Here is a 23,381-nt window from a genome sequence, read left to right on the forward strand (position 1 = left end):
TCATGAGCCGTCCCACCCTCGGACCCCGGTAAATTCTGGGATTAGAGCCTCCGCGTCGACGGGAGAAATCCCCCGAAAACGGCCCCTTCGGAAGCCCCGCGGAGCCTGTAACACAGGGGGAAAGAGGGCGCAATATCGGGGGCGCATAGTGCGGCCGTGTGTGCGCTTTTGGGGGAACTCAGAGGAAACTATATGGGTCGATATCGACGCCGAGGCGGGTATCGCCGCGGGCTTTGGGCACGTTCCCGAGCCATACCCGCAAATAGGCCTGGAGGTCGGCCTCGCGCGTGGCCTTCACCAGCAGGCGATAGCGATAGCGCCCCCGGATCACCGATAGCGGCGCTTCCGCCGGTCCCAGAACCTGGATTTTTTCTGCAGGCGGCGCGGCGCGGGCCACCTCCCGGGCATAGCCTTCCGCCACCGCCCGGTTCCCCGCCGTCACGAGGATCGACGCCAGGCGCCCGAAAGGCGGCATGCCGGCCTCCCGGCGGGCCTCGATCTCCTGAGCGTAGAAGGCGTCACGGTCGCCGGCCACCAATGCTGCGATCACCGGGTGCTCGGGCATATAGGTCTGGATCAGGCCCCGGCCCGGAATCGCCTCCCGGCCGGCGCGGCCCGTGACCTGGCTCAGGAGCTGGAAGGTGCGCTCGGCGGCGCGCGGGTCGCCTTGGGCGAGGCCCAGATCGCCGTCGATCACGCCCACCAGCGCCAGCCCGGGGAAGTGGTGGCCCTTGGCCACGAGCTGGGTGCCGATGACGATGTCCACCTCCCGCTCTTCGATCTCGCGCAAGGTCTCGCGCAGATCGGCGATGCTCGGCGTCAGATCGCTCGACAACAGCGCGCGGCGCGCTTCGGGAAACAGCTCGGCCACCTCCTCGGCGATGCGCTCGATGCCCGGGCCGCAGGCCACGAGCGACTCCTCGGTGCTGCAGCTCGGGCACTCATGGGGGAGGGGTACGAACTTGCCGCAATGGTGGCATTCGAGGCGGTGGCGGAATCGATGCTCGACCAGCCACGCCGAGCAGTTGGGGCATTCGAAGCGAAATCCGCATTTCCGGCAAAGGGTTACGGGGGCGTAGCCGCGGCGATTGAGGAACAGCAGAACCTGCTCGCCCCGCTCCAACGTCTCCGCCATGACCTCGGTCAGTGCAGGCGACAGCCAGCGCCCGCGCTCCGGCGGGCTCTTTCGCATGTCGACGGCCTGAAGGGCCGGCAGCGCCGCCGCCTTGTAGCGGGTGCCGATGCGGATGTGCCAGTAGCGGCCTTGCTCGGCGTTCACCAGGGTCTCGATGGAGGGCGTGGCCGAACTCAAGACGACGGGACAATGGCCCAGATGCCCGCGCACCACCGCCATGTCGCGCGCCTGATAGGCGACGCGGTCCTCCTGCTTGTAAGCCTGGTCGTGCTCCTCATCGACGACGATAAGGCCGAGATCGGGGAAGGGCAGGAACAGCGCCGAGCGGGCGCCGACCACGAGCTTCGCCTTGATCTCGGCCACCGCGCGCCAGACACGCCCGCGGGTGGAGGGGCTCACGCCCGAGTGCCACTCGGCGGGCTTCGCCCCGAAACGCTCCTCGCAGCGGGCGATGAACTGGCTGGTCAGCGCGATCTCGGGCATGAGGACCAGCGCCTGCTGGCCGCGTTCGAGACATTGGGCGATGGCCTCGAAATAGACCTCCGTCTTGCCGGAGCCGGTGACGCCGTCGAGCAGGGTCACGGCGAAGCCGTCTCTTGTGTATTCGAGAAGCTCCTTTGCAGCTTGCGCCTGCTCCTCGTTGAGGGTGGCGCGCTCGCGCGAGGGGTCGAGCGGCATGGCGTGCCAATCGGGCAGCGGCTCGGTCGTAAGCGTGCCCGCATCGACCAGCCCGTCGATCACGCCGGGGCTGACGCCCGCCGCTTCCGCCAGGCTCGACTTCACCCAGATCAGCCCGTTCCTCGCCGCCTCCAGGACGCGGGCACGCGCCGGCGTCATGCGTTCGGGGGGCGGCCCTTCGAGGCGCACGCCATAGCGCGGCGCCGGAGGCTGGAAGGCGGAGCCCGCGCTCATCATCATGCGGAGCACCATGCCGAGGGGGGCGAGCGTGTAGTTCGCGACCCACTCGGCGAAGTCCATGGAGACCTTCGGAAGCTTCGGCACGTCGTCGAAGATCTCGAGGATCTCGCGCAGCTTCTTGCGCGGGATCGAAGGTGCCTCGTCGCCTTCCGGGCGCCGCCACACGGCGGCGAGATATTTCACGGGTCCGAGCGGCACCACCACGAACGCGCCCGGCTCCACATGGTCGCCCTTGGGCACCAAATAGTCGTAAGGCGCGGGGAGCGCGAGCGGCACCAGGACGGGCACGGTCTCCGGGGTGGCCTTCGTCGTCTTGGGGCTGGTGGAAGTCTTGGCCAGAGCGGGCTCTTCGAGGTTAAGTGGGGGTTAACGACTCACCGACCCATAGTAGCGCGCACGGGGCCAAGTCGAGGGACGGATGGCAGCCAAGGCGAAATCCAAGAAGGCGCAAGCAATCGGCGCGGCGCCGGAGGTAGACCGGGCGGTCAACGCCTGGTTCGTGTATCTCGTGACCGAGCGCCAGCTCGCCGCCCACACGGTCGAGGCCTACCGGCGCGACCTCTCGCAGTTTCTCGGGTTTCTGGCCGGGCATCTCGGTACGCAGCCCGATCTCAAGCTGCTGTTCTCTTTATCGGCGCGGGACGTGCGCGCCTTTCTTGCCGCGCGCCGCGCGCAAGACGTCGGCAGCCGCAGCCTGTCGCGGACTTTGAGCGCGCTGCGCATGTTCTACCGCTTCCTGGAGCGGCGCGGGTTCGGCAAGAACGACGCCATCCGCGCGGTTTCTCTGCCGAAGCTGCCGCACTCGGTGCCGAAGCCGCTCACCGCGCAGAAGGCGACGGCCTTGATAGACGGCGCCGACATCGCGCAGCCGGATGCGGAAGAATGGATCCTCGCCCGCGACACCGCCGTGCTGACGCTGCTTTACGGTTCGGGGCTTCGCATCTCCGAGGCCTTGTCACTGCGCGTGAAAGAGGCGCCGATCAAGGGCCGCGACATGCTGCGGGTCACGGGCAAGGGCAACAAGACGCGGGTGGTGCCGGTGCTGCCGGTGACGCGGCAGGCCATCGAGCATTATCTGAAGCTCTGCCCGGCGAAGCTCGGCGCGGACGATCCGCTATTCATCGGCGCGCGCGGCAAGCAGCTCTCGCCCCGCATCATCCAGCTCCGCATGGCGAGGGCGCGCGCCGCGCTCGGGCTGCCCGACACCGCCACACCGCACGCGCTACGCCATTCCTTCGCCACGCATTTGCTGGGCGCCGGCGCCGATTTGCGCGCGATCCAGGAACTGCTCGGCCACGCCAGCCTGTCGACGACGCAGGGCTATACGGAGGTCGACCGGGCGCATCTCTTGAAGACCTATGAGGCCGCCCACCCGCGGGCTTGAGGTCAATTCCGCGCGTCACATATGGATGGGGCGCTTGTCGACGGCGAGCGCCGCCTCTTTCACCGCTTCGTTCAGGGTCGGGTGCGCGTGGCAGGTGCGCGCCAAATCCTCGGCCGAGCCGCCGAACTCCATCAGCACCGCGGCCTCGGCGATCATGGTGCCCGCGTCCGCACCGATGATGTGGACGCCGAGCACCCGGTCAGTCGTCTCGTCCGCCAGCACCTTCACGAAGCCGTCGGTGGTGCGGTTGACCTTGGCGCGGCCGTTGGCGGTGAAGGGGAACTTGCCGACCTTGTAGTGGACGCCTTCTTGTTTGAGCTGTTCCTCGGTCTTGCCGACGCTCGCCACTTCCGGCGCGGTGTAGACCACGGACGGGATCACGTCGTAGTTCACGTGTCCTGCTTGACCGGCGAGATCCTCGGCGACGGCGATGCCCTCTTCCTCGGCCTTGTGGGCGAGCATGGGGCCGGCGATGACGTCGCCGATGGCGTAGATGCCTGGCACCGTCGTCTGGAACTTATGATCGACGACGATGCGGCCGCCGTCGTGAACTTCCACGCCGATATCGGAGAGGCCTAAACCTTTCGTGGTGGGCACGCGTCCGATGGATACGAGCACCACGTCGGCCTCAAGCTCCTCCGCCTTGCCGCCATCGACGGGCTCGACCGTGAGCTTCACCGACTTGCCTTTGGAATCGACCTTGGTGACCTTGGCGCCGAGCATGAAGGTCAGCCCCTGCTTCTGAAGAATGCGCTGAAGCTGCTTGGCGAGCTCGCCATCGAGGCCGGGCGTGATGGTGTGCAGCATCTCGACCACGGTGACCTTAGACCCGAGCCGCGACCACACGGAGCCGAGCTCGAGCCCGATATAGCCGCCGCCGATCACCACCATGCGCTTGGGCACTTTCGGCAGATCGAGCGCGCCGGTGGAAGACACGATGCGCTTCTCGTCGACCTCGATGCCCGGCACATGGGCGACCTCGGAGCCCGTGGCGAGCACGATGGCCTTGGTCTCCAGAACTTGCGCCTTGCCCTTCTCGGGCGTGACCTCGACCTGATGCGGCGCCAGGATGCGGCCCGTGCCCTGAAATGCGTCGATCTTGTTCTTCTTCAAGAGATAGGCGACGCCGTCCACGTTGCCCTTCACCCCTTCGTCCTTGAAGGCGAGCATCGCGGCCAGATCGAGCTCCGGCTTCACCTTGATGCCCATGCCGGCGAAGTCATGGGCGGCTTCCGCATAAGCCTCGCTCGCATGCAGCAGCGCCTTGGAAGGGATGCAGCCCACATTGAGGCAGGTGCCGCCATGGGTCGCGCGCTTCTCGACCACGGCAACCTTCATCCCGAGCTGCGCGGCGCGGATGGCGCAGACATAGCCGCCGGGGCCGGTGCCGATGACAATCAGATCGTACGTGCTCATGCTTGAAGTCTCAGAGATCGAGGACGAGGCGGGCGGGATTCTGCAGCGACTCCTTGACGTTCACCAGGAAGGTGACCGCCTCTTTGCCGTCCACCACGCGGTGGTCGTAGGAGAGCGCGAGATACATCATTGGCCGGGCGACGATGGCGCCATCGCGCACCACGGCACGTTCCTCGATGCGGTGCATGCCGAGAATGCCGGATTGCGGCGCGTTCAGGATCGGCGTGGAGAGCATCGAGCCGTAGATGCCGCCGTTGGAGATGGTGAAGGTGCCGCCTTGCATTTCGCTCAAGGCCAGCTTGCCGTCGCGGGCGCGCGCGCCGAAATCGGCGATCGCCGCTTCGATCTCGGCGAGGCTCTTCTCGTCCGCATCGCGGATCACGGGCACTACAAGGCCGCGCTCGGTGCCGACCGCGACGCCTATGTGGTAGTAGTTCTTGTAGACGGTGTCCTCGCCGTCGATCTCGGCATTGACCGCGGGGATGTCCTTCAGCGCTTGCACGCAGGCCTTCACGAAGAAGCCCATGAAGCCGAGCTTCACGCCGTGCCGCTTCTCGAAGTCCTCGCGATAGTCCTTCCGCATTTGCAGGATGGTGCTCATGTCCACGTCGTTGAACGTGGTGAGCATGGCGGCGGTGTCTTGCGCTTGCTTGAGGCGTTTGGCGATGGTCTGGCGCAGCCGCGTCATGCGGACGCGTTCCTCGCGGGCCTCGTCCTCCGGCGTGATGGGCGCGCGCGGCGGAGCGGCAGGCTTCGGCGCCCGCTCGCGGGTCAGCAGCGTCTCGGCGGCTTGCGCGATCACGTCGCCCTTCAGCACCTGACCGCGGCGGCCCGAGCCTTTCACGTCGCTTTGGTCCAGGCCCCGCTCGGCAAGCAGCTTGCGGGCCGCGGGCGACGGCGGCATCGCATCCGACCCGACTTCCTCGCGGATATGGGGCTCGCGTTTCAGCGCCTTGAGTTCGGGCTCCGGTTGCGGCTCGGGCTCAAGCTCGTCGGGCTCGTCGCCAGTCTTGGCTTTTGCCTTCGCTTTGGCGTTCGGCTTGGCGTTCGACTTGGCTTGTTGCTTGGCAGGCGGCGCCTTGCCGTCTCCGTCGGCGATGGCGCCAAGCAGCGCGCCGACCGCGACCGTATCGCCCGCATTCACGATGATCTCCGACAGCACGCCGGAAGCGGGCGCCGGCACCTCGACGGTGACCTTGTCGGTCTCGAGCTCGACCAGAGGCTCGTCGGCGGCGACCGCGTCGCCGGCCTGCTTGAACCACTGGCCAACCGTCGCCTCAACGACGGACTCTCCCAAGGTCGGCACCCGGATTTCTGTCGCCATCGGTTCTTTCGCCCGTTCCTTTCCGGCCTAGCCCAGCGCTTCGTCTAGTAAGGACTTCACCTCGCGCGCATGCTTGCTCGCAAGCCCCGTCGCCGTCGCTGCCGAGCTTGGGCGCCCAGCATAGCGCGGGCGCTCGTGCTTGGCATCGATATGGTCGAGCACCCAAGCGAGATTAGGCTCCAGGAAGCTCCAGGCGCCCATGTTCTTCGGCTCCTCCTGGCACCACACCATCTCTGCGTCCTTGAAGCGGCCGAGCTCCTGGATGAGAGCGCGGGCCGGGAAGGGATAAAGCTGCTCGAGGCGCAGAAGATAGAGGTCTGTGATGCCGCGTTGCTCGCGCTCCTCATAGAGGTCGTAATAGACCTTGCCCGAACAGATGACCACGCGCCTGATCTGGTCGTCCGGAACGAGCGCGACGGAGTCGCCGGGCTTCGCCTCGGCGTCGTCCCAGAGGAGACGGTGGAAGCTCGACTCCGCGCCAAACTGCTCAAGCGTCGATACCACCTTCTTGTGACGGAGCAGCGACTTCGGCGTCATGAGCACCAGCGGCTTGCGGAACTCGCGATGCAGTTGGCGCCGGAGCACATGGAAATAGTTGGCCGGCGTGGTGCAGTTGACCACCTGCCAATTGTCCTCGGCGCAAGACTGGAGATAGCGCTCGAGCCGGGCCGAGGAGTGCTCCGGGCCCTGACCCTCGTAGCCGTGGGGCAGCAGGAGCACGAGGCCCGACATGCGCAGCCATTTGCGCTCTCCGCTCGAGATGAACTGGTCGATGACGACTTGCGCCCCATTGGCGAAGTCGCCGAACTGCGCCTCCCAGAGCACGAGCGCGTTGGGCTCGGCGAGGCTGTAGCCGTATTCGAAGCCCAGCACGGCCTCCTCGGAGAGCATGGAGTTGATGACCTCGAAGTCGCCCTGCTCCTTGGAAAGGTGCATGAGCGGGGTGTATTTCATCTCTGTCACTTGATCCATGAGCACCGAGTGGCGCTGGGAGAAGGTGCCGCGCTCGGAATCCTGCCCCGACAGGCGGACCTTGAAGCCCTCGACCAGGAGGGTGCCGAAGGCGAGCGACTCCGCCGTGGCCCAGTCGATGCCTTCGCCCTCGTCGATCATCTTGCGGCGGCTCGCCATGATGCGCGCAATGGTCTTGTGCGGCGTCAAAGTCTCGGGGATGGCCGTGAGCCTGCGGCCGACCTGCCGCAGCAGGTCGAGGTCCACGCCGGTCAGGCCGCGGCGTGCGCCTTCGTCGGCGAAGCCGATGCCGGACCATCGGCCGTCCAGCCAGTCGGCGCGGTTGGGGCGGTAGGTTTCGCCGGCCAGGAACTCCTCTTCGAGATAGGCGCGGAACTGCGCCTGGAGGTCCTCCACCTCGTCGGCGGTGAACAGGCCTTCCTTGATCAGCCGATCGGCATAGATCTCCACCACGCGCGGATGCTTGGCGATGCGCTGATACATCAGCGGTTGGGTGAAGGCCGGCTCGTCCGCCTCGTTATGGCCGTGGCGCCGGTAGCAGAACATGTCGATGACGACAGGCTTGCCGAAACGCTGCCGGAACTCCGTGGCGATCTTGGTGACGTGGACCACCGCCTCCGGGTCGTCGCCGTTCACATGGAAGATCGGCGCGTCGATCATCTTGGCGACGTCGGACGGGTAGGGCGATGAGCGCGAGAAGCGCGGCGCCGTGGTGAAGCCGATCTGATTGTTGACGATGAAGTGGATCGAGCCGCCGGTGCGGTGGCCGCGTAAGCCCGACAGGCCCAAGCATTCGGCGACCACGCCCTGGCCGGCGAAGGCGGCGTCGCCATGCAGCAGGAGCGGCAGCACCTCTTTCCGCTCCTTGTCGCCCATCTGGTCTTGCTTGGCGCGCACCTTGCCGAGGACCACGGGATCGACGATCTCCAGATGCGAGGGGTTGGCGGTCAGCGACAGGTGGACGCGGTTGTCGTCGAACTCGCGGTCCGACGAAGCGCCCAGGTGATATTTCACGTCGCCGGAGCCCTCGACGTCGTCGGGCTGGGCCGAGCCGCCGCGGAACTCGTTGAAGATGGCGCGGTAGGGCTTCGCCATGACGGTGGAGAGCACGTTCAGCCGGCCGCGATGGGGCATGCCGATGACGATCTCGCGCACGCCGAGCTGGCCGCCGCGCTTGATGATCTGCTCCAGCGCCGGGATCATGGATTCGCCGCCGTCCAGGCCGAAGCGCTTGGTGCCCGTATATTTGACGTTGAGGAAGCGCTCGGAGCCTTCCGCCTCGATCAGCTTGGTGAGGATGGCGCGCTTCCCCTGTTCGGTGAAGCTGACCTCCGCGCTCTCGATGCGGTCCTGCATCCAGGCGCGCTGCTCGGGATCGGAGATGTGCATGTACTCGAAGCCGATGCTCGCGGCATAGGCTTTGTTCAGGACATCGAGCACTTGGCGCAGATTGGCGAACTCGAAGCCGAGCGCGCCGCCGATATAGATCGGTTTCGTGTAATCTGCCTTGGTGAATCCGTAAGTGGCGGGATTGAGCTCGGGATGCTCGCCGCGATCGGTGAGCCGGAGCGGGTCGAGCTGGGCGATGAGATGGCCGCGGGTGCGATAGGCGCGGATCAGCATGCGCGCGCCGAGCGTGTCGCGTGCCGCATCGAGCGCTTGCTGCTGGGTCAGCGCGCCGGACGGCGCTGCCGCCATGGGCAGCGTGGTGCGGCCAGTCCCCCAGGAGGGGCCTTGCGCATCGGCAAGCACCTCGGCCGCGTCGTCACCGAGACCAGCGAAGAAGCTCTGCCATTCCGGGCCCAGGGAGGAGGGGTCCGCCTCGTAGAGCGCGTATAGCTCGGCGAGATAGGCGGCGTTCGCGCCATCCAAGAACGAGGTGTGGGCGAACACCTCGTTCAGTTCGTGTCGTGTCATTGCACCAACCTGCCGGTCCGTAACTGGAACACCGGCCTGAAGGGCAATCAAGGCGACCGTTAGGCGCCCGGCGCTCCGTTACTTGAAAATTCCTGCAAGGGTCGTTCCAAGGGCCGCAGGGGATTGCGCGACCACGATGCCAGCCTCTTGCATTGCCTCAATTTTACTCTTTGCGTCGCCTTTGCCGCCTGAGATGACGGCACCGGCATGACCCATGCGGCGCCCGGGCGGTGCCGTGGCGCCCGCCACGAAGCCCACGATCGGCTTCTTGCTGCCCGCCGCGATGAGGAACTCTGCCGCCTCTTCCTCGGCGCTGCCGCCGATCTCGCCGATCATGATGATGGCCTCGGTGGCGTCGTCCTCCAAGAAGAGCGAGAGCGAATCGACGAAGTTCGTGCCGTTGACCGGATCGCCGCCGATGCCGATGCAGGTCGTCTGGCCGAGGCCCACGGCCGTGGTCTGGGCGACGGCCTCGTAGGTCAGGGTGCCGGAGCGTGAGACGATGCCGACCCGGCCGGGCGTGTGAATATGGCCCGGCATGATGCCGATCTTGCATTCGCCCGGCGTGATGATGCCCGGGCAGTTCGGCCCAATCAGGCGGCTGCCCGATTCGCACAGCGCCCGCTTGACCTTGACCATGTCGAGCACGGGCACGCCCTCGGTGATGCACACCACGAGGCGCACGCCGGCGTCGATCGCCTCCAGAATGGCGTCCGCGGCAAAGGGCGGCGGCACGTAGACGGCGGAGGCGTCGGCGCCGGTCGTCTCGACCGCCTCGCGAACCGTATCGAAGACCGGCAGGTCGAGATGAGTGGTCCCGCCTTTGCCGGGCGTGACGCCGCCGACCATCTTGGTGCCGTAGGCAATCGCTTGCTCGGTGTGGAAAGTGCCTTGCGAGCCGGTGAAGCCCTGGCAGATGACGCGCGTGTTCTTATCGACGAGTACGGACATGATGTGAAATTGGGCCGGTTAGCGGAAGGATTGGTGACAAAGGCGGAAAGTACGAAAGGTGGAAAGTTCGTTTTGCAAGGATCGGGCCGCGAAGATCAAGCCGCGGCCTCCACGGCAGCGACGGCCTTCTTGGCGGCGTCGTCGAGGTCGTCGGCGGGAATGATGGCGAGGCCGGAATTGGATAGCAGCTCCTTGCCGCGCTCCACATTAGTGCCTTCGAGGCGCACGACCAGCGGCACGGCGAGATTGGTTTCCTTTGCCGCAGCGATGATGCCTTCGGCGATGGTGTCACAGCGCATGATGCCGCCGAAGATGTTGACGAGCACGCCCTTCACGTTGGGATCGGAAAGGATGATCTTGAATGCCTCGGTGACGCGCTCCTTGGTGGCACCGCCGCCGACATCGAGAAAGTTCGCCGGCTCGCCACCATAGAGCTTGATGATGTCCATGGTGGCCATGGCGAGCCCGGCCCCGTTGACCATGCAGCCGATCGAGCCGTCGAGCTTGACGTAGGAGAGGTCGTGCTTGGAGGCCTCGACCTCAGCCGGGTCCTCCTCGTGGATGTCGCGCAAGGCCTCGATGTCGGGATGGCGGAACAGCGCGTTGTCCTCGAAGCCGATCTTGGCGTCGAGGCAGACGAGCCTGTCGTCACCGGTCACCACGAGCGGATTGATCTCGATGAGGCTCGCGTCCTTCTCCATGAAGAGCGTGTAGAGCGTCTTGATCAGCTTGGCGCATTGCTTGGCGAGATCGCCCTTGAGCTTCAGGGCCGAGGCGATGACGCGGCCATGGAAGCCGCTCAAGCCCGAGGCGGGGTCCACGTCGATCGTGGTGATGAGCTCGGGCGTGTTGGCCGCGACTTCCTCGATGTTCACGCCGCCCTCGGTGGAGGCGACGAAAGCCACGCGGCCGGTGGCCCGGTCCACCAGCAGCGAGAGATATAGCTCGCGCGCGATGGAGGTATCCTCGACCACATAGACGCTGCGCACCACGCGGCCCTTCGGCCCGGTCTGCGGCGTGATCAGCGGCTTGCCAAGCATGCGGTCGGCTTCGGCGTGAAGCTCCTCAAGCGTCTTGACCAGCTTGATGCCGCCGCCCTTGCCGCGCCCGCCGGCGTGGATCTGCGCCTTCACGACGAAGACCTCGCCTTCGAGATCCTTGGCCTTCTCGGCCGCCTCTTCCGCCGTGGCGGCAATGTGGCCCTTGGCGACAGGGGCGCCATAGGCCTTAAGGAGGTCCTTGGCCTGGTACTCGTGAATGTTCATTGGTTCGGCTTCGTGTTTGAACGTCCAGGCGGGATGCCTAGGCGAGGTTGGGTGCGATCCGCTGGCAGAGTTCGACGAGCGCCTTCACCGACTCCACCGAATGCATGAAGGCATCCTTCTCGGCCGATGACAGATCGAGTTCAATGACGCGCTCGACGCCCTTGGCACTGATGATGACGGGCACGCCGGCATAAATACCCTTCACGCCGTACTCGCCGTTGAGATAGGCGGCGGCGGGCAGCACCCGCTTCTCGTCGTTGAGGTAGGACTCGGCCATGTCGAGCGCGGCGCTCGCCGGCGCATAATAGGCAGAGCCGGTCTTGAGCAGGCCGACGATCTCGGCGCCGCCGTCGCGGGTGCGCTGGACGATCTCATCGAGGCGCTTCTGGGTGATCCAGCGCATCTTGACGAGGTCGGCAAGCGGGATACCGGCCACCGACGAATAGCGGATCAGCGGCACCATGGTGTCGCCGTGGCCGCCCAGCACCATGGTGTGGATGTCCTGCGGGCTCACGTCGAACTCCTCGGAGAGGAAGAAGCGGAAGCGGGCACTGTCGAGCACGCCGGCCATGCCGACCACCTTATTGCGGGGCAGGCCGGAGGTCTTCTGGAGCGCCCAGACCATGGCGTCGAGCGGGTTGGTGACGCAAATGACGAAGGCCTCGGGCGCGTATTTGCGAAGGCCCGCGCCCACCTGCTCCATCACTTTCAGATTGATCTCGAGCAGGTCGTCGCGGCTCATGCCGGGCTTGCGCGGCACGCCGGCGGTGACGATCACCACGTCGGCGTCCTTGATCTCGGCGTATTCGTTGGCGCCTTTGACCTTGGGCACGAAGCCGTGGACGGGGGCGGAGTGAGAGAGGTCCAGTGCCTTGCCTTGCGGGACCCCGTCGACCACGTCGAACAGGATGATGTCGCCGAGCTCCTTGATGCCGGCAAGATGGGCGATGGTGCCGCCGATCTGGCCTGCGCCAATCAATGCAATCTTACTCCGCGCCATGAAAACCCCCTTTTTAGAAAAGGCTACCTAAAACGGCCGCATCGTCCGCATTTCCGGCCCTGAATGAACTCGGAGGTTGGTTAAATGCAATCGGGCGTTCGCGCAAGGTGCCGTTTTGGGCAGTGGCGTGCGGGCCCGTCTCCCCCCACCGGAGATGGACCGTGGCCCGCGCAATCGGATAGGGTCGGTAAGGAAGGGATCCCAAGGACGAGGTTTCACATGGCGGAGAAAGGGCCGGTCAAGGCCGCAGAACGGCTTGCGCCGACGGACGAGGAGCTCGACCGCACCCCGCCGCTGCCGCTCGTGGTGTGGGCCGCGCGCTGTGCCGCCTATTTCCTGGCGCTCGGCGGCATCATGCTCGTTTCCTTTTTCTTCTACGGCTTCGACACCGATCCTCAGAGCTTCCCGCCGGGTTTTCGCCTGAACCCGCTCCAAGCCGGGGTCAATTTCATCTGGGGGGCGGTCGGGACGGCCATCGGCTTTTTCCGGCCGCGCTTCGCCACCGCCTTCGTGCTGGCCTTCGCCGCGTTCTACACGCTGGTGGCGAGCCTCGGCACCTTCGCCGGCTCGGCGCTCGGCATGGAATTGGGCACGCCCGCCAAAGTGTTCTACTGGGTGGTGGTGGCCGGCGCCTGGGCCGTCGGCCTGCGTGCCCTCTTGAAGAAGCCGCGCCGGGCCGTCTGATATCAAGGGTTCAAGGCCTAAGCCCGGGATAGGCGTCCGGCGCCGGGCCATCGGATGCCTCTTCATCCGCCGGAGGCTTCACCACCTTTGCGAGCGGCGCTCCCACCGGCTTGATGCGAACCACATAGACCTTGGCCGGCTCGGTCTTGCTTGGGTTCCAGCCGCGATGCACGACGTCGGGCGCGAGATGATAGGTTTCGCCCGCCTTCAAGGCGTGGGGCGGCTTGCCGTTTTCCTCGATCATGAGCGTGCCCTCGAGCTCGTACTCGAACTCCTGAGCGCCCGGATGAATGTGCCAGGGCACGGCGGCGCCCGGCGGGAAGGTGTAGACCTGGATGTCAACCTCCTTGCCGGGATCGCCGGCGACCGGCGCGGTCAGTACATGGTGCGCTTCGACCTTGGCTGGCGCCTGCTCCTCGCGCGCATTGAGCAGGCCGGCCCCAACCAGGCCCGCGAACAGCACGGCGCAGAGGACGGCGGCGAACTTTCGTTTGGATGTGCTTGCGATCATTGGCGCAGTCTAGCGCGGCGCCGCAGCAAAAGGATAGCGTAGCGCCGACAAGGCTCGCAGCATGGAGACCTCTATGACCTACACCTGGACAGGCGCGCAGTATGGGATCGGCTTCGGCACGGCGCTCGCTATCGCCATCTCGTACGACAACAACCAGTCAATCCTGTGGGCCATCATCCACGGCTTCTTTAGTTGGCTATACGTGATCTATTTCGCGATCGCTTACTAGCGGGGTTGGGCGGACCCTCGGCGCGATCGTCTGGCGGTAATTGCGTCTCGCGCTTCTGGGGTTCGGGCTCGCGTTTTCGCGGAAAGGTGGGCGGTGCGATTACGGCAAAGCCGCCTGCCATGCTCAGACAAATCGCTTGCTCGAGTCGCAGTCCCATCGAAACCTCCTCATGGCTCGGACCCGCGTCCTTGAGAAGGTCAACGTGGGAGGTATGGCTCCCGTTCCCTTTCGCGCATGGGGAAACCCCCTCCGTTTGAGGAGGGGGCTCACAATACTCACTTCTTGTCAGGCTTAGCGGATGGTGATGCTGAAGCCCGGGCCGCGATCGTAACCGTAGCCGTACGGAGCGCGGGAGCCGTAGCGATAGCGATTGCCGTAATAGCTGTAGCGCGGACCATAGTAACTACGGTTGTAACCATAGTTGCGGTGATGGCGCTTCACATAACGGTTGTTCTTGGGGCCGATTGGGCTCCAGGTGCCGCCGAAATAGCCGTCGCGCTGAATAGACTTCGCTTCGGCCACGGAAACAGGTGCTGCGATCAGAGCGGCACCGGCCATCAGCGACAATGCCAGGGCGCTATGACGAATCATGTTCTTCATTAGAAGCTTTAAGTTGGCTTTTTCCATGATGGTAGAACGGATGAGCGGGGCTGCGGGTTCCGGTTGCCGCCAACATGTCGCAGTTCTGTGAAGCCGGCGTTCTGGTCCGCAAACAAAGAAGGACGAAGCGTCATGCTCCGTCGCCCGGCTGGAGCGCCAGGGGAACCCTCCGCCGGCGTTTCGGCGAAGGGTTCGCACATGGTCGCTTGGCGCGTGGCGCTATCGGATATGGATGGAGAATCCCGGCGCGCCGTAGAACCAGCCGTAAGCCGGACGGCGATAACCGTACCGGTCATGTCTGTGACCGTATCTCCGATCCCAGCCGTAACGGTTGTTCCAGCCACGGCCTTTGCGGGCATGCCCGCGATGCCGGTTGTGCTGGTAGTACTTCTTGTTCCACGACTTGCCCCAGGATCGATCGTGGTGACCGCGATCGGCCATGGCCGGCGCGGCGGTCATCACAGTCCCGGCAAGCAGCGCGAGCGCAAGCGCGCCGGTGCGGAGCGCAATATTCATTTCGGACCTCCTTACGTTGGTCCTCGGCAGGCGGGGACTGTACCCGTTGCATTTGTCTCGCCGATTTCCGCGCGTGACAAAACGTGTCCGGCGGGCACGCGTTTGTTTCGCTTTGTGAAAGTGTGACTGTATGGCCGCATTTCATGCCTTGGGTGCATGCACGCAGCCAGTTGCCCCTGCCCCAAAAGCCGCGCAATCTGGCGTTAGGGCCTTCTCAGGCTTATGAAAAGGTATGGATTTGCGCGGAAACTCCCAGCAGGCGAGTGGCGGGCATAGAGCGGGTCCCGGGGTCGGCGCGGCGGTTGCTTTGGGCGTGGCGGTCGGACTTTTGCTTTCGGGTTGCGGAGGGGGCTCCGGCCCGGAGGACGCTATCAAGCAGCTCAGCCGGGTCGATTACGGCCAGCCCTATATCGGCATGAGGAAGGACGAGGTCCTGCGCTGCGCCGGCCAGCCGCGTTCGCGCATCCCGGCCGGTAGTACCGCCGAGACGCTGGTCTATCACTATAGCGGCGGCGGCCCCGTGCCCTCGAGCGGCGAGAAGAAGGAGAAGGCGACTTGCACGGCGAGCCTCACCTTCGAGAAGGAGACGCTGGTGCGCGTGAGCTACGCGCATATGGACGTGCGCAGCCCTTATGCCTGGCAGAGCGAGGACGACCCGAAGAAAGCCGAGGAGATGCGCAGGTCGGAGGTGCCGTCTTGCGTGTTCTCGCTGCCGCGCTGTCCGCGGACGTAATAGTGTTTTCTTGACGCGCTACCGCTACGCTACTTGGGCGCAGTTATTGATGCGCTATCGCTTCGCTACTTGAGCGCTTTCTTTGATGCGCTACCGCTACGCTATTTGAGCGCTTAGGCCGGCGCGTGGCAGACGGCTTCGATGTTGTTGCCGTCCGGGTCGAGCACGAAGGCTCTGTAATAATTGGCGTGATAGATAGGGCGCAGCCCCGGCGCGCCATTGTCCGTTCCGCCTGCTGCCAACGCCGCTTGGTAGAACGCGTCGACCTCGGCGCGGGACTGAGCGGCGAAAGCCACATGGACGTGGTCTCCCGCCTTCTCGCCTTCTCCGATCCAGAAGAACGGCTTTCCTTCTGCTCCGAAGCCGACGGCCGCGCCGTGGCCTGTCTGCTCGGCGGAGATCTGCATGATCATCGCGATGCCGAGAGGCGCGAGCGCCTTCATGTAGAAGTCGGTGGCGCGGGCGATGTCGCTAACCGGCATACCGATGTGGTCGAGCATGCTCTCGCTGGCTCCTCTTTTAGTGTCCCTACCGCTTCGCTGCTTGAGCACTTTAGTGATGCGCTACCGCTACGCTACTTGAGCGCTTTAAGTCCTCTCGACCATCTTGCGCTTAAGGTTGGCGATGGCGGCCGCCGGGTTCAGCCCCTTGGGGCAGGCCTTGGTGCAATTGAGAATGGTGTGGCAGCGATAGAGCCGGAACGGGTCTTCGAGATCGTCGAGGCGTTCGCCGGTCCGTTCGTCGCGTGAATCCTCCACCCAGCGATTGGCCTGCAGCAGGATGGCCGGGCCGAGATAGCGCTCGCTGTTCCACCAATAAGACGGGCAGGCGGTGGAGCAGCAGGCGCAGAGGATGCACTCATAAAGGCCGTCTAGCTTCTCGCGGTCGTCGTGGGACTGCCGCCATTCCTTCTGCGGCGTGGGGCTGTCGGTCTTCAGCCAAGGTTCGATCTCGCGGAGCTGCGCGTAGAACAGCGTCATGTCCGGCACGAGATCCTTGATGACCGGCATGTGCGGCAGCGGATAGACGGCGATCGATCCCTTGGCATCGTCGGCGTGCATGGTGCAGGCAAGCGTGTTGGTGCCGGCGATGTTCATGGAGCAGGAGCCACACACGCCTTCGCGGCAGGAGCGGCGGAAGGTCAGTGTGGCGTCGATGTTGTTCTTGATCCAGATGAGGGCGTCCAGAATCATGGGCCCGCAATCGTTCATGTCGACCCAATAGGTATCGACGCGCGGGTTGTCGCCGGTCTCCGGGTCGTAGCGATAGATGCGGTACTCGCGCCAGCGCCCGGCGTCCGCGTCCTTGGCCGGCGGGTTCCAGACCTTGCCCTTCTTGATCTTGGAGTTCTTGGGAAGCGTGAATTGGACCATTTCAATCGATTCCTCATGCCCAGGCCGGCTTTGACCGCCATTTTTCTTAGTTCGTAGCCAGTCAAAGCGGTCTGGGCAAGGGAGAGATAGCCGCATCAGGCCCGGATGCGCGCCTCCCAAAGCAGCCGATCGATGCGCCGTTCCGCCTCGGCGATAGCGTCATCCAAAGTGGGCGCGTCCACGCTGCCGCGGCTGAGGATCGGCACGCCCGGCCGCGATGGCCGGACTCGCACCTGCCAGCCCGGGCGGGCGGCTTGCCCTTGTAGAATGTACCCCCGGTAACGTGTGTACATCGATGACCTCGCTTCCCTGCGAATTTGGCTCGAATTGTCGAGCAATTGTCGAGGTTCAACGCCAAGGGCTGCCAAAAGGATCAAAATCAGTTCTGATGTTGGTTAGCGCCGGGTTAACGGCTCATGCGCGGTCGAGCAGTTCGCGGATCTTTCGCGCAAGATCCTGCTCGGTGTAGGGCTTGTTCAGGAGATCGACATCGGCGTCGAGACGTCCCTGGTGGACGATGGCGTTGCGCGTGTAACCGGTGGTGAACAGCACGGGGATGCCGGGATAAGTCCGCCTGACCTCGTTCGCCAGCGTGCGTCCGTTCAGGCCGCCCGGCAGGACCACGTCGGTGAATAAAAGGTCGATCGGGGGCTTGTTGCCCAAGAGCTCGATGGCCGACGTGGTGTCGGATGCTTCCAGCACGGCATAGCCCAGCCCATGGAGCACAGTCGCGGCGTACTCACGGACGCCGTCGTTGTCTTCCACCAAAAGGATGGTCTCTTGCGGCTCCGCGCGCGGCGGGGGCGACACGCCCTCGGCCTTCCCGACAGGCGCGGCGGTCCGATCCTCGGCGGTCATCATGCGCGGCAGGTAGAGCTTCACGGTCGTGCCATGATCTTCCTCGCTGTAGATACGCACGTGGCCGCCGGACTGCTTCACGAAGCCGTGGACCATGGACAGACCGAGCCCCGATCCTTCGCCGGGAGGCTTGGTCGAGAAGAACGGCTCGAACACGTGATCGATGACATCGGCGGGGATGCCGGTGCCGGTGTCGGTCACGCAGAGCACGATATATTGTCCGGGCTCGATGTCGCCGAAGCGGCGCGAATAGCCATCGTCGAGATAGGTGTTCGCGGTCTCGATCGTGAGGCAACCGCCCTCGGGCATGGCGGCACGGGCGTTGAGCGCGAGATTGAGCAGCGCATTTTCCAGTTGATTGGGATCGATGAAGGCGGGCCAAAGGCCTGCACCGAGCACCGTCTCGACACTGATCTGCTCGCCGAGACTGCGCTTCAACAGGTCCGTCATATCGGTGATGAGCCGGTTCATGTCGACGCGCACCGGGTCCAGTGCCTGGCGGCGCGAGAAGGCGAGGAGGCGCTGCGTCAGCTGCGCGGCACTGCGCGCGCCGTACATGGCGGCATCGACCGGCTTCTCCAGCTTGGCGACGATCGTCTTGCTGTTATTATCCTTCTTCGCGTCGGCGATGCGCCGCATCAGGGTGTCGAGATTGCCCATGATGATGGTTAAGAGATTGTTGAAGTCGTGGGCGATGCCGCCGGAGAGCTGGCCGACGGCTTCCATCTTCTGCACCTGCCGCAGCGAATCTTCCGCGTCCTGGCGGCGCAAGGATTCTTCCTCGAGTTCGCGGGTGCGCGCGATGAGATCGGCGACCGCGTGACGTGTGGCGATGGCGAGGAGGGTGGTAAGTACCATCGCCGTGAGCAGGGCTACGCCGATCAACGCCGCCAGCCAGCGGCGGAGGTTGGACACCTCTTTCTCGCGCATGTTGAGGAGCGCGCGCTCGGCGTTGAGGAACGCGAAGAGCTCTGCGCGGATCGACTTGGTGAGCCCCTCGACGTGGGCTGATTCTATCGTTTTGAGCGCTTCGGTGCGCTCCCCCCGCTGATCGAGCTCCAGGGTTTGGTCCATCTCGGCGAGCTTGGCGTCGACGAGCGGTCCGAGTGTCTTGAGACGCGAACCCTGGTCGCTGTCATCAGGGACAAGATCGCTCAACTCCTCAAAAAGGCGCGGTATGGCGCCCGTGGACTGGTTGAACTCGATCATATAGTCGCTGGCCTGCGTGAGCAGGTAGCCTCGCTTGGCACCCTCCGCCAGCTGAATCTCGCTCAGCAGCGCTTCACCCGCCTGCTGGACTTTGATGCTGCGCGCCAGCCAGAAATCGGCCTCGCTCGATCGCACCACAAGCAGGGCCACGGCGATCACGGCCGCGGCCACCAGAGCCAAGCCGACGAAGATGATAACCCTGGAATTTTGGAGGAGGCGGTTGGCTTTGAGGAGGCGATGAGGCACTGCGATGATCCGTTGGCCTAAGGCACAGCAAAAGCCGGTCATAGCTAGCCGGCCATCCCCCTGATACAATTAGGTTCCGGCGGGTAATGTAAGGGTCATTCCGGTGCCGCGCATCTTGGTCGTCGACGACGAGCCCCTAATTTCAATGATGGTCGAGGATTGGCTGACCGAGCTCGGCTGCGAGGTCGTCGGTCCGGCACGGTCGGTCGCGGACGGGATCGAGTTCGCCACGGCGGCCGCCCTAGACGGGGCAATCCTCGATATTTGTCTTGGCGACGGCGATTCCTACCCGCTTGCGCGCGCCCTTCTCAGCCGTGGGATTCCCTTCGCTTTTGCCACGGGACAAGGGGACGGCAGCCTAGACGCCGACTTCGAGAACCAGCTCGTCCTCATGAAGCCGTTCGATTTCGCCTCGGTTCAGGACGTGGTGGGAAAGCTGCTGGCGAGCCGGGTCACCCCGTGACGTTGTAGGTTATCTGCCCCCAATCCACGTCCGGAACGCGCGTGAACGAGGAACAGCCAGACAGCATGCCAGGCGCGCCGCCTCAATACACCCGCTCCTTGGGCTCGATATAGGCGACCTCGTTGGACAGCGTGTAGGTGTGTACGGGCCGGAAATCGAGCTTCACCGTGTGCGTGCCGTAGTCCGCGTAGGATAGGGTGTGTTTCATCCAGTCGGTGTCGTCGCGCTTGGGGAAGTCCTCGCGGGCATGCGCGCCTCTGGATTCCTCGCGGGCGAGCGCGCCTTGCACGGTGACGGCGGCTTGGCTGATCAGATTGTCGAACTCCAGTGTCTCGATCAGGTCGGTGTTCCAGATCAGCGAGCGGTCGGTGACGTCGATATCCGCCGCGTCGTCCCACACCTGCTTGACGCCCTTCACGCCTTCGGCAAGCACGTCCTTGGTGCGGAACACGGAGCAGTCGCGCTGCATGGTCTTCTGCATGCGCAAGCGCAGCTCGGCGGTCGGCGTGCCGCCGTCGGCGTAACGGAAGCGGTCGAGACGGGCGATCGCCTCATCGCCCGCGCCCTTGGGCAGCTCGGGAATGGCCTTGTCCTTGCCGACGACCTCGGCGCAGCGCATGGCCGCGGCGCGGCCGAACACGACGAGATCGATCAGCGAATTGGAGCCGAGACGGTTGGCGCCGTGCACCGAGACGCAGGCCGCCTCGCCGAGCGCCATGAGGCCCGGCACGATCGCGTCCTTGTCGTCGCCGCGCGGTGCGATCACCTCGCCATGCATGTTAGTGGGGATGCCGCCCATATTGTAGTGGCAGGTCGGGATGATCGGGATCGGCGCGTGGCGCACATCGACGCCGCCGAAGATGCGGGCAAGATCGGTGATGCCCGGCAAGCGCTCGGCCAACATGTCCTCGTCGAGGTGATCGAGATGCAGGTGCATGTAGTCTTTGTCGGGACCGTGGCCGCGGCCCTCGCGGATCTCGATAGTGATGGCGCGGGAAACCACGTCGCGCGAGGCGAGGTCCTTGGCGGAGGGCGCGTAGCGCTCCATGAATTTCTCGCCTTCGGAATTGCGCAGGAAGCCGCCTTCGCCACGCGCGCCCTCGGTGATGAGCACGCCGGCGCCGTAGACGCCGGTGGGATGGAACTGCACGAACTCCATGTCCTGAAGCGGCAGGCCGGCGCGCAAGACCATGGCGTTGCCGTCGCCGGTGCAGATATGCGCGCTCGTGCAGGAGAAATAGGCGCGGCCATAGCCGCCGGTGGCGAGGATGGTCTGGTGGCCGCGGAAGCGGTGGAGCGAGCCGTCGGCCATGTTGAGGGCGATGACGCCGCGGCAGCGGCCCTCGTCGTCCATGATCAGGTCGATGGCGAAATATTCAATGAAGAACTCGGCCGACTGGCGCAGGGCTTGGCCATACATGGTGTGCAGCATGGCGTGGCCGGTGCGGTCGGCGGCCGCGCAGGTCCGCTTGGCCGGGCCCTTGCCGTAATCCATGGTCATGCCGCCGAAGGCGCGCTGGAGGATCTTGCCGTCGTCGGTGCGCGAGAAGGGCACGCCCCAATGTTCGAGCTCGTAGACGGCTTGCGGCGCGTTGCGGCAGAGATATTCGATGGCGTCCTGATCGCCGAGCCAGTCCGATCCCTTGACGGTGTCGTACATGTGCCAGCGCCAGTCGTCGGGGCCCATATTGCCGAGCGCCGCGGCGATACCGCCTTGCGCCGCCACGGTATGGGAGCGCGTGGGGAACACCTTGGAGATGCAGGCCGTGCGAAGACCGGCTTCGCTGGCGCCGACCACGGCGCGAAGCCCTGAGCCGCCGGCGCCGACGACGATGACGTCATAGGCGTGGTCGGTAATCTCGTAGGCGCGGCCGTTCACTTGGACGGCGTTGTGCGGCGTGGTTGGTGGCGTGGCGTCTTGAGGCATTAACGGTCAGCTTCCGAGACTGATTTTCACAATGGCGAGCGTGCTGGCGATGGCGACGAGGCCCGCGAAGAACGTGGTCGCCACGAGGGCGAGAACCTTGCAGCCTTCGCCGTGAACATAGTCCTCGATGATCTCCCGCAGGCCGATGCGCATATGGATGGCGGCGGAGATGATGAGCGCCAGCATGAGCACTGCGACAACCGGATTGGCCAGATAGGCCTTCACGTCCGCATAGCTCGCGCCGATAAGGCTGACGATCGAGAGCACCAAGAAGATGACGAGCGGAATGTTGGCCATGGCCGTGACCCGCTGGCGCCAGAAGGTCTCGGTGCCCTCATGGGCGGCGCCGAGGCCGCGAACGCGCTTTAAGGGCGTCGCCATGCTACGGGCCTCCCATCAGCGCGTAGCCCGCGACCCAGATCAGGACCGTGAGCACGACGGAGGAGATGATGGTCGCCCAGGCGAACACTTCGATGCTGACCTTGTCGAGGCCGTGGCCCGTGTCCCAGATCAGGTGGCGGATGCCGCCCAGCATGTGGTGGATCAGCGCCCAGGTGAACAGGAAGAGCAGGACGCGCCCGATGAGGCTGCCGAAGAACGCGTCCACGGTTGCATAAGCTTCCGGCCCGATGCTGATGGCGACCAGCCACCAGGTCAGAAGCGCGAAGCCGACGGCCAAGGATGCGCCGGTGATGCGATGCGCGATCGACATCATCATCGTCAGCATCGGCCGATAGATTTGCAGATGCGGGGAGAGCGGACGCTCTGCCTCTAGCTTATTTATCATTGGTATTTTGCAGTGTTGCCCAGACGAGCTTTCTCATAGCCCAGTCGCCGGGCAGGGGCAATCTCGCGGCCTGCTTCCTTTGGTCCGGGCCCTTATCGGGCCGCAGGCGCGAGCTGTGCGAGGCGGGGTCGTAAGAGACGGGGCGGCTTAAGCAGGCGCGGCGATCTCGTAGCAGGCTTCGACGTCGTCGGCGAATTTGGACATGATCCAGGTTTGGCCGCCGTCCACGGATTCCCAGATATGCGAACCCACGATATAGGCCACGCCGCCCATCATGCCTTCAAAAGGGCCTTCCCAAGCCATCGGCTACTCCCCACAGCGTCCGAATCGTGGGGGTTAGGATGGGTCTCAAACCTTTGACAGAAGGTTTATTTTGGCCGCAAGGGCGGCTTCGGAGGTCTTGCGCCTACTTCGTGATGACGCCGCAGGCGATGCGCGGTCCGGCGTCGCCGGCGGGGTCCGACACGTAGTCGTCCGGGCCTTCGTGGATGACGATGGCCGAGCCGTCCTTGTCCAGCAGGCCCCGGCTCAGACTCACCATTTGATTCAGCACCTCAATATGGAGCTTGCCGTTCTCGGGGACGTGGATGTTGGGCATATCGCCGGCATGCGGGCCGGCCTTGTTCATCAGCCCGTGCTCGTCTTCCTCGGGGTTGAAGTGGCCACCCGCCGATTTGAAGTCGGGCGCCTCGCACTTGCCGAACTCGTGGATGTGGAAGGCGTGGTCGCCCGGCGGCAGCGCCGTCAGGTCGGCATCGAGCAGCACGCCGGTAGGCACGGCGGTGAGCGTCACCTTGCCGACCTCCTTGCCGTCGGGGTCCATCAGAACCGCAGTTGCCTGATCGGCGGCGAACGCCGGGATGGCAAAGGTCAGTCCAGCAGTAAGGACGCTTGCGCGCCAAAAAGTTCTGGGAGTCATAGTCCGCCTCCTGGTCCGTGTTTCCTCTCGCCAACCCAACGCAC

At 64.8% G+C, this 23,381-nt stretch carries 24 protein-coding genes; 5 read left to right on the forward strand and 19 right to left on the reverse strand.

Annotated elements, in window-relative coordinates; translation table 11 throughout:
- Nucleotides 1–178 precede the first annotated feature (178 nt).
- Entirely contained in the window at nt 179–2,392 is a 2,214-nt protein-coding gene (locus ACSLE4_RS05565; protein ID WP_435903509.1) for a primosomal protein N', read from the reverse strand.
- Nucleotides 2,393–2,471: 79 nt separating this feature from the next.
- On the opposite strand from ACSLE4_RS05565, the gene ACSLE4_RS05570 reads away from it, so the two are divergent.
- A complete protein-coding gene (locus ACSLE4_RS05570; RefSeq protein ID WP_435903483.1) occupies nt 2,472–3,437 on the forward strand; it encodes a tyrosine recombinase XerC in 966 nt (321 codons plus the stop codon).
- A gap of 15 nt (nt 3,438–3,452) precedes the next feature.
- Here ACSLE4_RS05570 and lpdA read toward each other — a convergent pair whose 3' ends face one another.
- The 6 genes from lpdA to mdh form a co-directional block, all read right to left on the reverse strand.
- Nucleotides 3,453–4,853, reverse strand: coding sequence for a dihydrolipoyl dehydrogenase (lpdA, locus tag ACSLE4_RS05575; protein ID WP_435903484.1), 1,401 nt, complete (start codon nt 4,851–4,853; stop codon nt 3,453–3,455).
- A gap of 10 nt (nt 4,854–4,863) precedes the next feature.
- Nucleotides 4,864–6,177: a 2-oxoglutarate dehydrogenase complex dihydrolipoyllysine-residue succinyltransferase gene (gene odhB, locus ACSLE4_RS05580; protein WP_435903485.1), complete on the reverse strand. Its 1,314-nt coding sequence runs from the start codon at nt 6,175–6,177 to the stop codon at nt 4,864–4,866.
- A gap of 27 nt (nt 6,178–6,204) precedes the next feature.
- Complete coding sequence (locus ACSLE4_RS05585; protein ID WP_435903486.1) at nt 6,205–9,066, reverse strand: 2-oxoglutarate dehydrogenase E1 component; 2,862 nt, start codon at nt 9,064–9,066, stop codon at nt 6,205–6,207.
- A gap of 78 nt (nt 9,067–9,144) precedes the next feature.
- The gene (gene sucD, locus ACSLE4_RS05590; RefSeq protein ID WP_435903487.1) at nt 9,145–10,017 is read right to left on the reverse strand and encodes a succinate--CoA ligase subunit alpha; all 873 of its coding nucleotides are present in this window, start codon (nt 10,015–10,017) and stop codon (nt 9,145–9,147) included.
- Nucleotides 10,018–10,112: 95 nt separating this feature from the next.
- Complete coding sequence (gene sucC / locus ACSLE4_RS05595) at nt 10,113–11,282, reverse strand: ADP-forming succinate--CoA ligase subunit beta (protein WP_435903488.1); 1,170 nt, start codon at nt 11,280–11,282, stop codon at nt 10,113–10,115.
- A gap of 37 nt (nt 11,283–11,319) precedes the next feature.
- Nucleotides 11,320–12,282, reverse strand: a complete 963-nt coding sequence (gene mdh / locus ACSLE4_RS05600) for a malate dehydrogenase (protein WP_435903489.1) — start codon at nt 12,280–12,282, stop codon at nt 11,320–11,322.
- Nucleotides 12,283–12,501: 219 nt separating this feature from the next.
- Between mdh and ACSLE4_RS05605 the strand changes: the two genes are divergently transcribed.
- Nucleotides 12,502–12,966: a hypothetical protein gene (locus tag ACSLE4_RS05605; protein ID WP_435903490.1), complete on the forward strand. Its 465-nt coding sequence runs from the start codon at nt 12,502–12,504 to the stop codon at nt 12,964–12,966.
- 10 nt (nt 12,967–12,976) lie between these two features.
- Here the strand turns inward: ACSLE4_RS05605 and ACSLE4_RS05610 are convergent, their stop codons facing one another.
- Nucleotides 12,977–13,477 carry a cupin domain-containing protein gene (locus tag ACSLE4_RS05610; protein ID WP_435903491.1) on the reverse strand — a complete coding sequence of 167 codons (501 nt, stop codon included), beginning with the start codon at nt 13,475–13,477 and terminating at the stop codon, nt 12,977–12,979.
- A 73-nt stretch (nt 13,478–13,550) separates the two neighbouring features.
- Here ACSLE4_RS05610 and ACSLE4_RS05615 point away from each other — a divergent pair, with 73 nt between their 5' ends.
- The gene (locus ACSLE4_RS05615; protein ID WP_435903492.1) at nt 13,551–13,706 is read left to right on the forward strand and encodes a hypothetical protein; all 156 of its coding nucleotides are present in this window, start codon (nt 13,551–13,553) and stop codon (nt 13,704–13,706) included.
- Between the two features lie 291 nt (nt 13,707–13,997).
- Here ACSLE4_RS05615 and ACSLE4_RS05620 read toward each other — a convergent pair whose 3' ends face one another.
- Together ACSLE4_RS05620 and ACSLE4_RS05625 are read right to left on the reverse strand one after the other, a co-directional pair.
- Nucleotides 13,998–14,306 (reverse strand): hypothetical protein, encoded by a 309-nt coding sequence (locus ACSLE4_RS05620; protein WP_435903493.1) that lies wholly within the window; start codon nt 14,304–14,306, stop codon nt 13,998–14,000.
- A gap of 219 nt (nt 14,307–14,525) precedes the next feature.
- Nucleotides 14,526–14,822, reverse strand: coding sequence for a hypothetical protein (locus ACSLE4_RS05625; protein ID WP_435903494.1), 297 nt, complete (start codon nt 14,820–14,822; stop codon nt 14,526–14,528).
- A gap of 232 nt (nt 14,823–15,054) precedes the next feature.
- Here ACSLE4_RS05625 and ACSLE4_RS05630 point away from each other — a divergent pair, with 232 nt between their 5' ends.
- On the forward strand, nt 15,055–15,555 hold the full coding sequence (locus tag ACSLE4_RS05630; RefSeq protein ID WP_435903495.1) for a hypothetical protein: 501 nt from the start codon (nt 15,055–15,057) through the stop codon (nt 15,553–15,555).
- A 113-nt stretch (nt 15,556–15,668) separates the two neighbouring features.
- Here the strand turns inward: ACSLE4_RS05630 and ACSLE4_RS05635 are convergent, their stop codons facing one another.
- The 4 genes from ACSLE4_RS05635 to ACSLE4_RS05650 all read right to left on the reverse strand — a co-directional run bounded on the left by ACSLE4_RS05635 (nt 15,669) and on the right by ACSLE4_RS05650 (nt 19,241).
- Complete coding sequence (locus tag ACSLE4_RS05635; protein ID WP_435903496.1) at nt 15,669–16,055, reverse strand: VOC family protein; 387 nt, start codon at nt 16,053–16,055, stop codon at nt 15,669–15,671.
- Nucleotides 16,056–16,142: 87 nt separating this feature from the next.
- Nucleotides 16,143–16,928, reverse strand: a complete 786-nt coding sequence (locus ACSLE4_RS05640; protein ID WP_435903497.1) for a succinate dehydrogenase iron-sulfur subunit — start codon at nt 16,926–16,928, stop codon at nt 16,143–16,145.
- 95 nt (nt 16,929–17,023) lie between these two features.
- Nucleotides 17,024–17,221, reverse strand: coding sequence for a hypothetical protein (locus tag ACSLE4_RS05645; RefSeq protein ID WP_435903498.1), 198 nt, complete (start codon nt 17,219–17,221; stop codon nt 17,024–17,026).
- A 121-nt stretch (nt 17,222–17,342) separates the two neighbouring features.
- Entirely contained in the window at nt 17,343–19,241 is a 1,899-nt protein-coding gene (locus ACSLE4_RS05650; protein ID WP_435903499.1) for a CHASE3 domain-containing protein, read from the reverse strand.
- Nucleotides 19,242–19,344: 103 nt separating this feature from the next.
- Between ACSLE4_RS05650 and ACSLE4_RS05655 the strand changes: the two genes are divergently transcribed.
- A complete protein-coding gene (locus ACSLE4_RS05655) occupies nt 19,345–19,704 on the forward strand; it encodes a response regulator (protein WP_435903500.1) in 360 nt (119 codons plus the stop codon).
- Between the two features lie 82 nt (nt 19,705–19,786).
- Here ACSLE4_RS05655 and sdhA read toward each other — a convergent pair whose 3' ends face one another.
- From sdhA to ACSLE4_RS05680, 5 genes are all read right to left on the reverse strand, one after another.
- Nucleotides 19,787–21,631 (reverse strand): succinate dehydrogenase flavoprotein subunit, encoded by a 1,845-nt coding sequence (gene sdhA / locus ACSLE4_RS05660; protein WP_435903501.1) that lies wholly within the window; start codon nt 21,629–21,631, stop codon nt 19,787–19,789.
- Nucleotides 21,632–21,637: 6 nt separating this feature from the next.
- Nucleotides 21,638–22,012: a succinate dehydrogenase, hydrophobic membrane anchor protein gene (gene sdhD, locus ACSLE4_RS05665; RefSeq protein ID WP_435903502.1), complete on the reverse strand. Its 375-nt coding sequence runs from the start codon at nt 22,010–22,012 to the stop codon at nt 21,638–21,640.
- A 1-nt stretch (nt 22,013) separates the two neighbouring features.
- Nucleotides 22,014–22,418, reverse strand: a complete 405-nt coding sequence (gene sdhC, locus ACSLE4_RS05670; protein ID WP_435903503.1) for a succinate dehydrogenase, cytochrome b556 subunit — start codon at nt 22,416–22,418, stop codon at nt 22,014–22,016.
- 147 nt (nt 22,419–22,565) lie between these two features.
- Nucleotides 22,566–22,721: a hypothetical protein gene (locus tag ACSLE4_RS05675; protein ID WP_435903504.1), complete on the reverse strand. Its 156-nt coding sequence runs from the start codon at nt 22,719–22,721 to the stop codon at nt 22,566–22,568.
- A 103-nt stretch (nt 22,722–22,824) separates the two neighbouring features.
- Nucleotides 22,825–23,337: a superoxide dismutase family protein gene (locus tag ACSLE4_RS05680; protein ID WP_435903505.1), complete on the reverse strand. Its 513-nt coding sequence runs from the start codon at nt 23,335–23,337 to the stop codon at nt 22,825–22,827.
- Nucleotides 23,338–23,381 lie beyond the last annotated feature (44 nt).

This window comes from Methyloceanibacter sp. (genome assembly GCF_051306395.1).
In the GTDB taxonomy this organism is placed as follows: Bacteria; Pseudomonadota; Alphaproteobacteria; order Rhizobiales; family Methyloligellaceae; genus Methyloceanibacter.

Bases quoted from the DNA above. Each gene is read 5' to 3' on its own strand.
- ACSLE4_RS05570 (WP_435903483.1), top strand. From the start codon at position 2,472: ATGGCAGCCAAGGCGAAATCCAAGAAGGCGCAAGCAATCGGCGCGGCG.
- lpdA (WP_435903484.1), bottom strand. From the start codon at position 4,853: ATGAGCACGTACGATCTGATTGTCATCGGCACCGGCCCCGGCGGCTAT.
- odhB (WP_435903485.1), bottom strand. From the start codon at position 6,177: ATGGCGACAGAAATCCGGGTGCCGACCTTGGGAGAGTCCGTCGTTGAG.
- ACSLE4_RS05585 (WP_435903486.1), bottom strand. From the start codon at position 9,066: ATGACACGACACGAACTGAACGAGGTGTTCGCCCACACCTCGTTCTTG.
- sucD (WP_435903487.1), bottom strand. From the start codon at position 10,017: ATGTCCGTACTCGTCGATAAGAACACGCGCGTCATCTGCCAGGGCTTC.
- sucC (WP_435903488.1), bottom strand. From the start codon at position 11,282: ATGAACATTCACGAGTACCAGGCCAAGGACCTCCTTAAGGCCTATGGC.
- mdh (WP_435903489.1), bottom strand. From the start codon at position 12,282: ATGGCGCGGAGTAAGATTGCATTGATTGGCGCAGGCCAGATCGGCGGC.
- ACSLE4_RS05605 (WP_435903490.1), top strand. From the start codon at position 12,502: ATGGCGGAGAAAGGGCCGGTCAAGGCCGCAGAACGGCTTGCGCCGACG.
- ACSLE4_RS05610 (WP_435903491.1), bottom strand. From the start codon at position 13,477: ATGATCGCAAGCACATCCAAACGAAAGTTCGCCGCCGTCCTCTGCGCC.
- ACSLE4_RS05615 (WP_435903492.1), top strand. From the start codon at position 13,551: ATGACCTACACCTGGACAGGCGCGCAGTATGGGATCGGCTTCGGCACG.
- ACSLE4_RS05620 (WP_435903493.1), bottom strand. From the start codon at position 14,306: ATGAAGAACATGATTCGTCATAGCGCCCTGGCATTGTCGCTGATGGCC.
- ACSLE4_RS05625 (WP_435903494.1), bottom strand. From the start codon at position 14,822: ATGAATATTGCGCTCCGCACCGGCGCGCTTGCGCTCGCGCTGCTTGCC.
- ACSLE4_RS05630 (WP_435903495.1), top strand. From the start codon at position 15,055: ATGGATTTGCGCGGAAACTCCCAGCAGGCGAGTGGCGGGCATAGAGCG.
- ACSLE4_RS05635 (WP_435903496.1), bottom strand. From the start codon at position 16,055: ATGCTCGACCACATCGGTATGCCGGTTAGCGACATCGCCCGCGCCACC.
- ACSLE4_RS05640 (WP_435903497.1), bottom strand. From the start codon at position 16,928: ATGGTCCAATTCACGCTTCCCAAGAACTCCAAGATCAAGAAGGGCAAG.
- ACSLE4_RS05645 (WP_435903498.1), bottom strand. From the start codon at position 17,221: ATGTACACACGTTACCGGGGGTACATTCTACAAGGGCAAGCCGCCCGC.
- sdhA (WP_435903501.1), bottom strand. From the start codon at position 21,631: ATGCCTCAAGACGCCACGCCACCAACCACGCCGCACAACGCCGTCCAA.
- sdhD (WP_435903502.1), bottom strand. From the start codon at position 22,012: ATGGCGACGCCCTTAAAGCGCGTTCGCGGCCTCGGCGCCGCCCATGAG.
- sdhC (WP_435903503.1), bottom strand. From the start codon at position 22,418: ATGATAAATAAGCTAGAGGCAGAGCGTCCGCTCTCCCCGCATCTGCAA.
- ACSLE4_RS05675 (WP_435903504.1), bottom strand. From the start codon at position 22,721: ATGGCTTGGGAAGGCCCTTTTGAAGGCATGATGGGCGGCGTGGCCTAT.
- ACSLE4_RS05680 (WP_435903505.1), bottom strand. From the start codon at position 23,337: ATGACTCCCAGAACTTTTTGGCGCGCAAGCGTCCTTACTGCTGGACTG.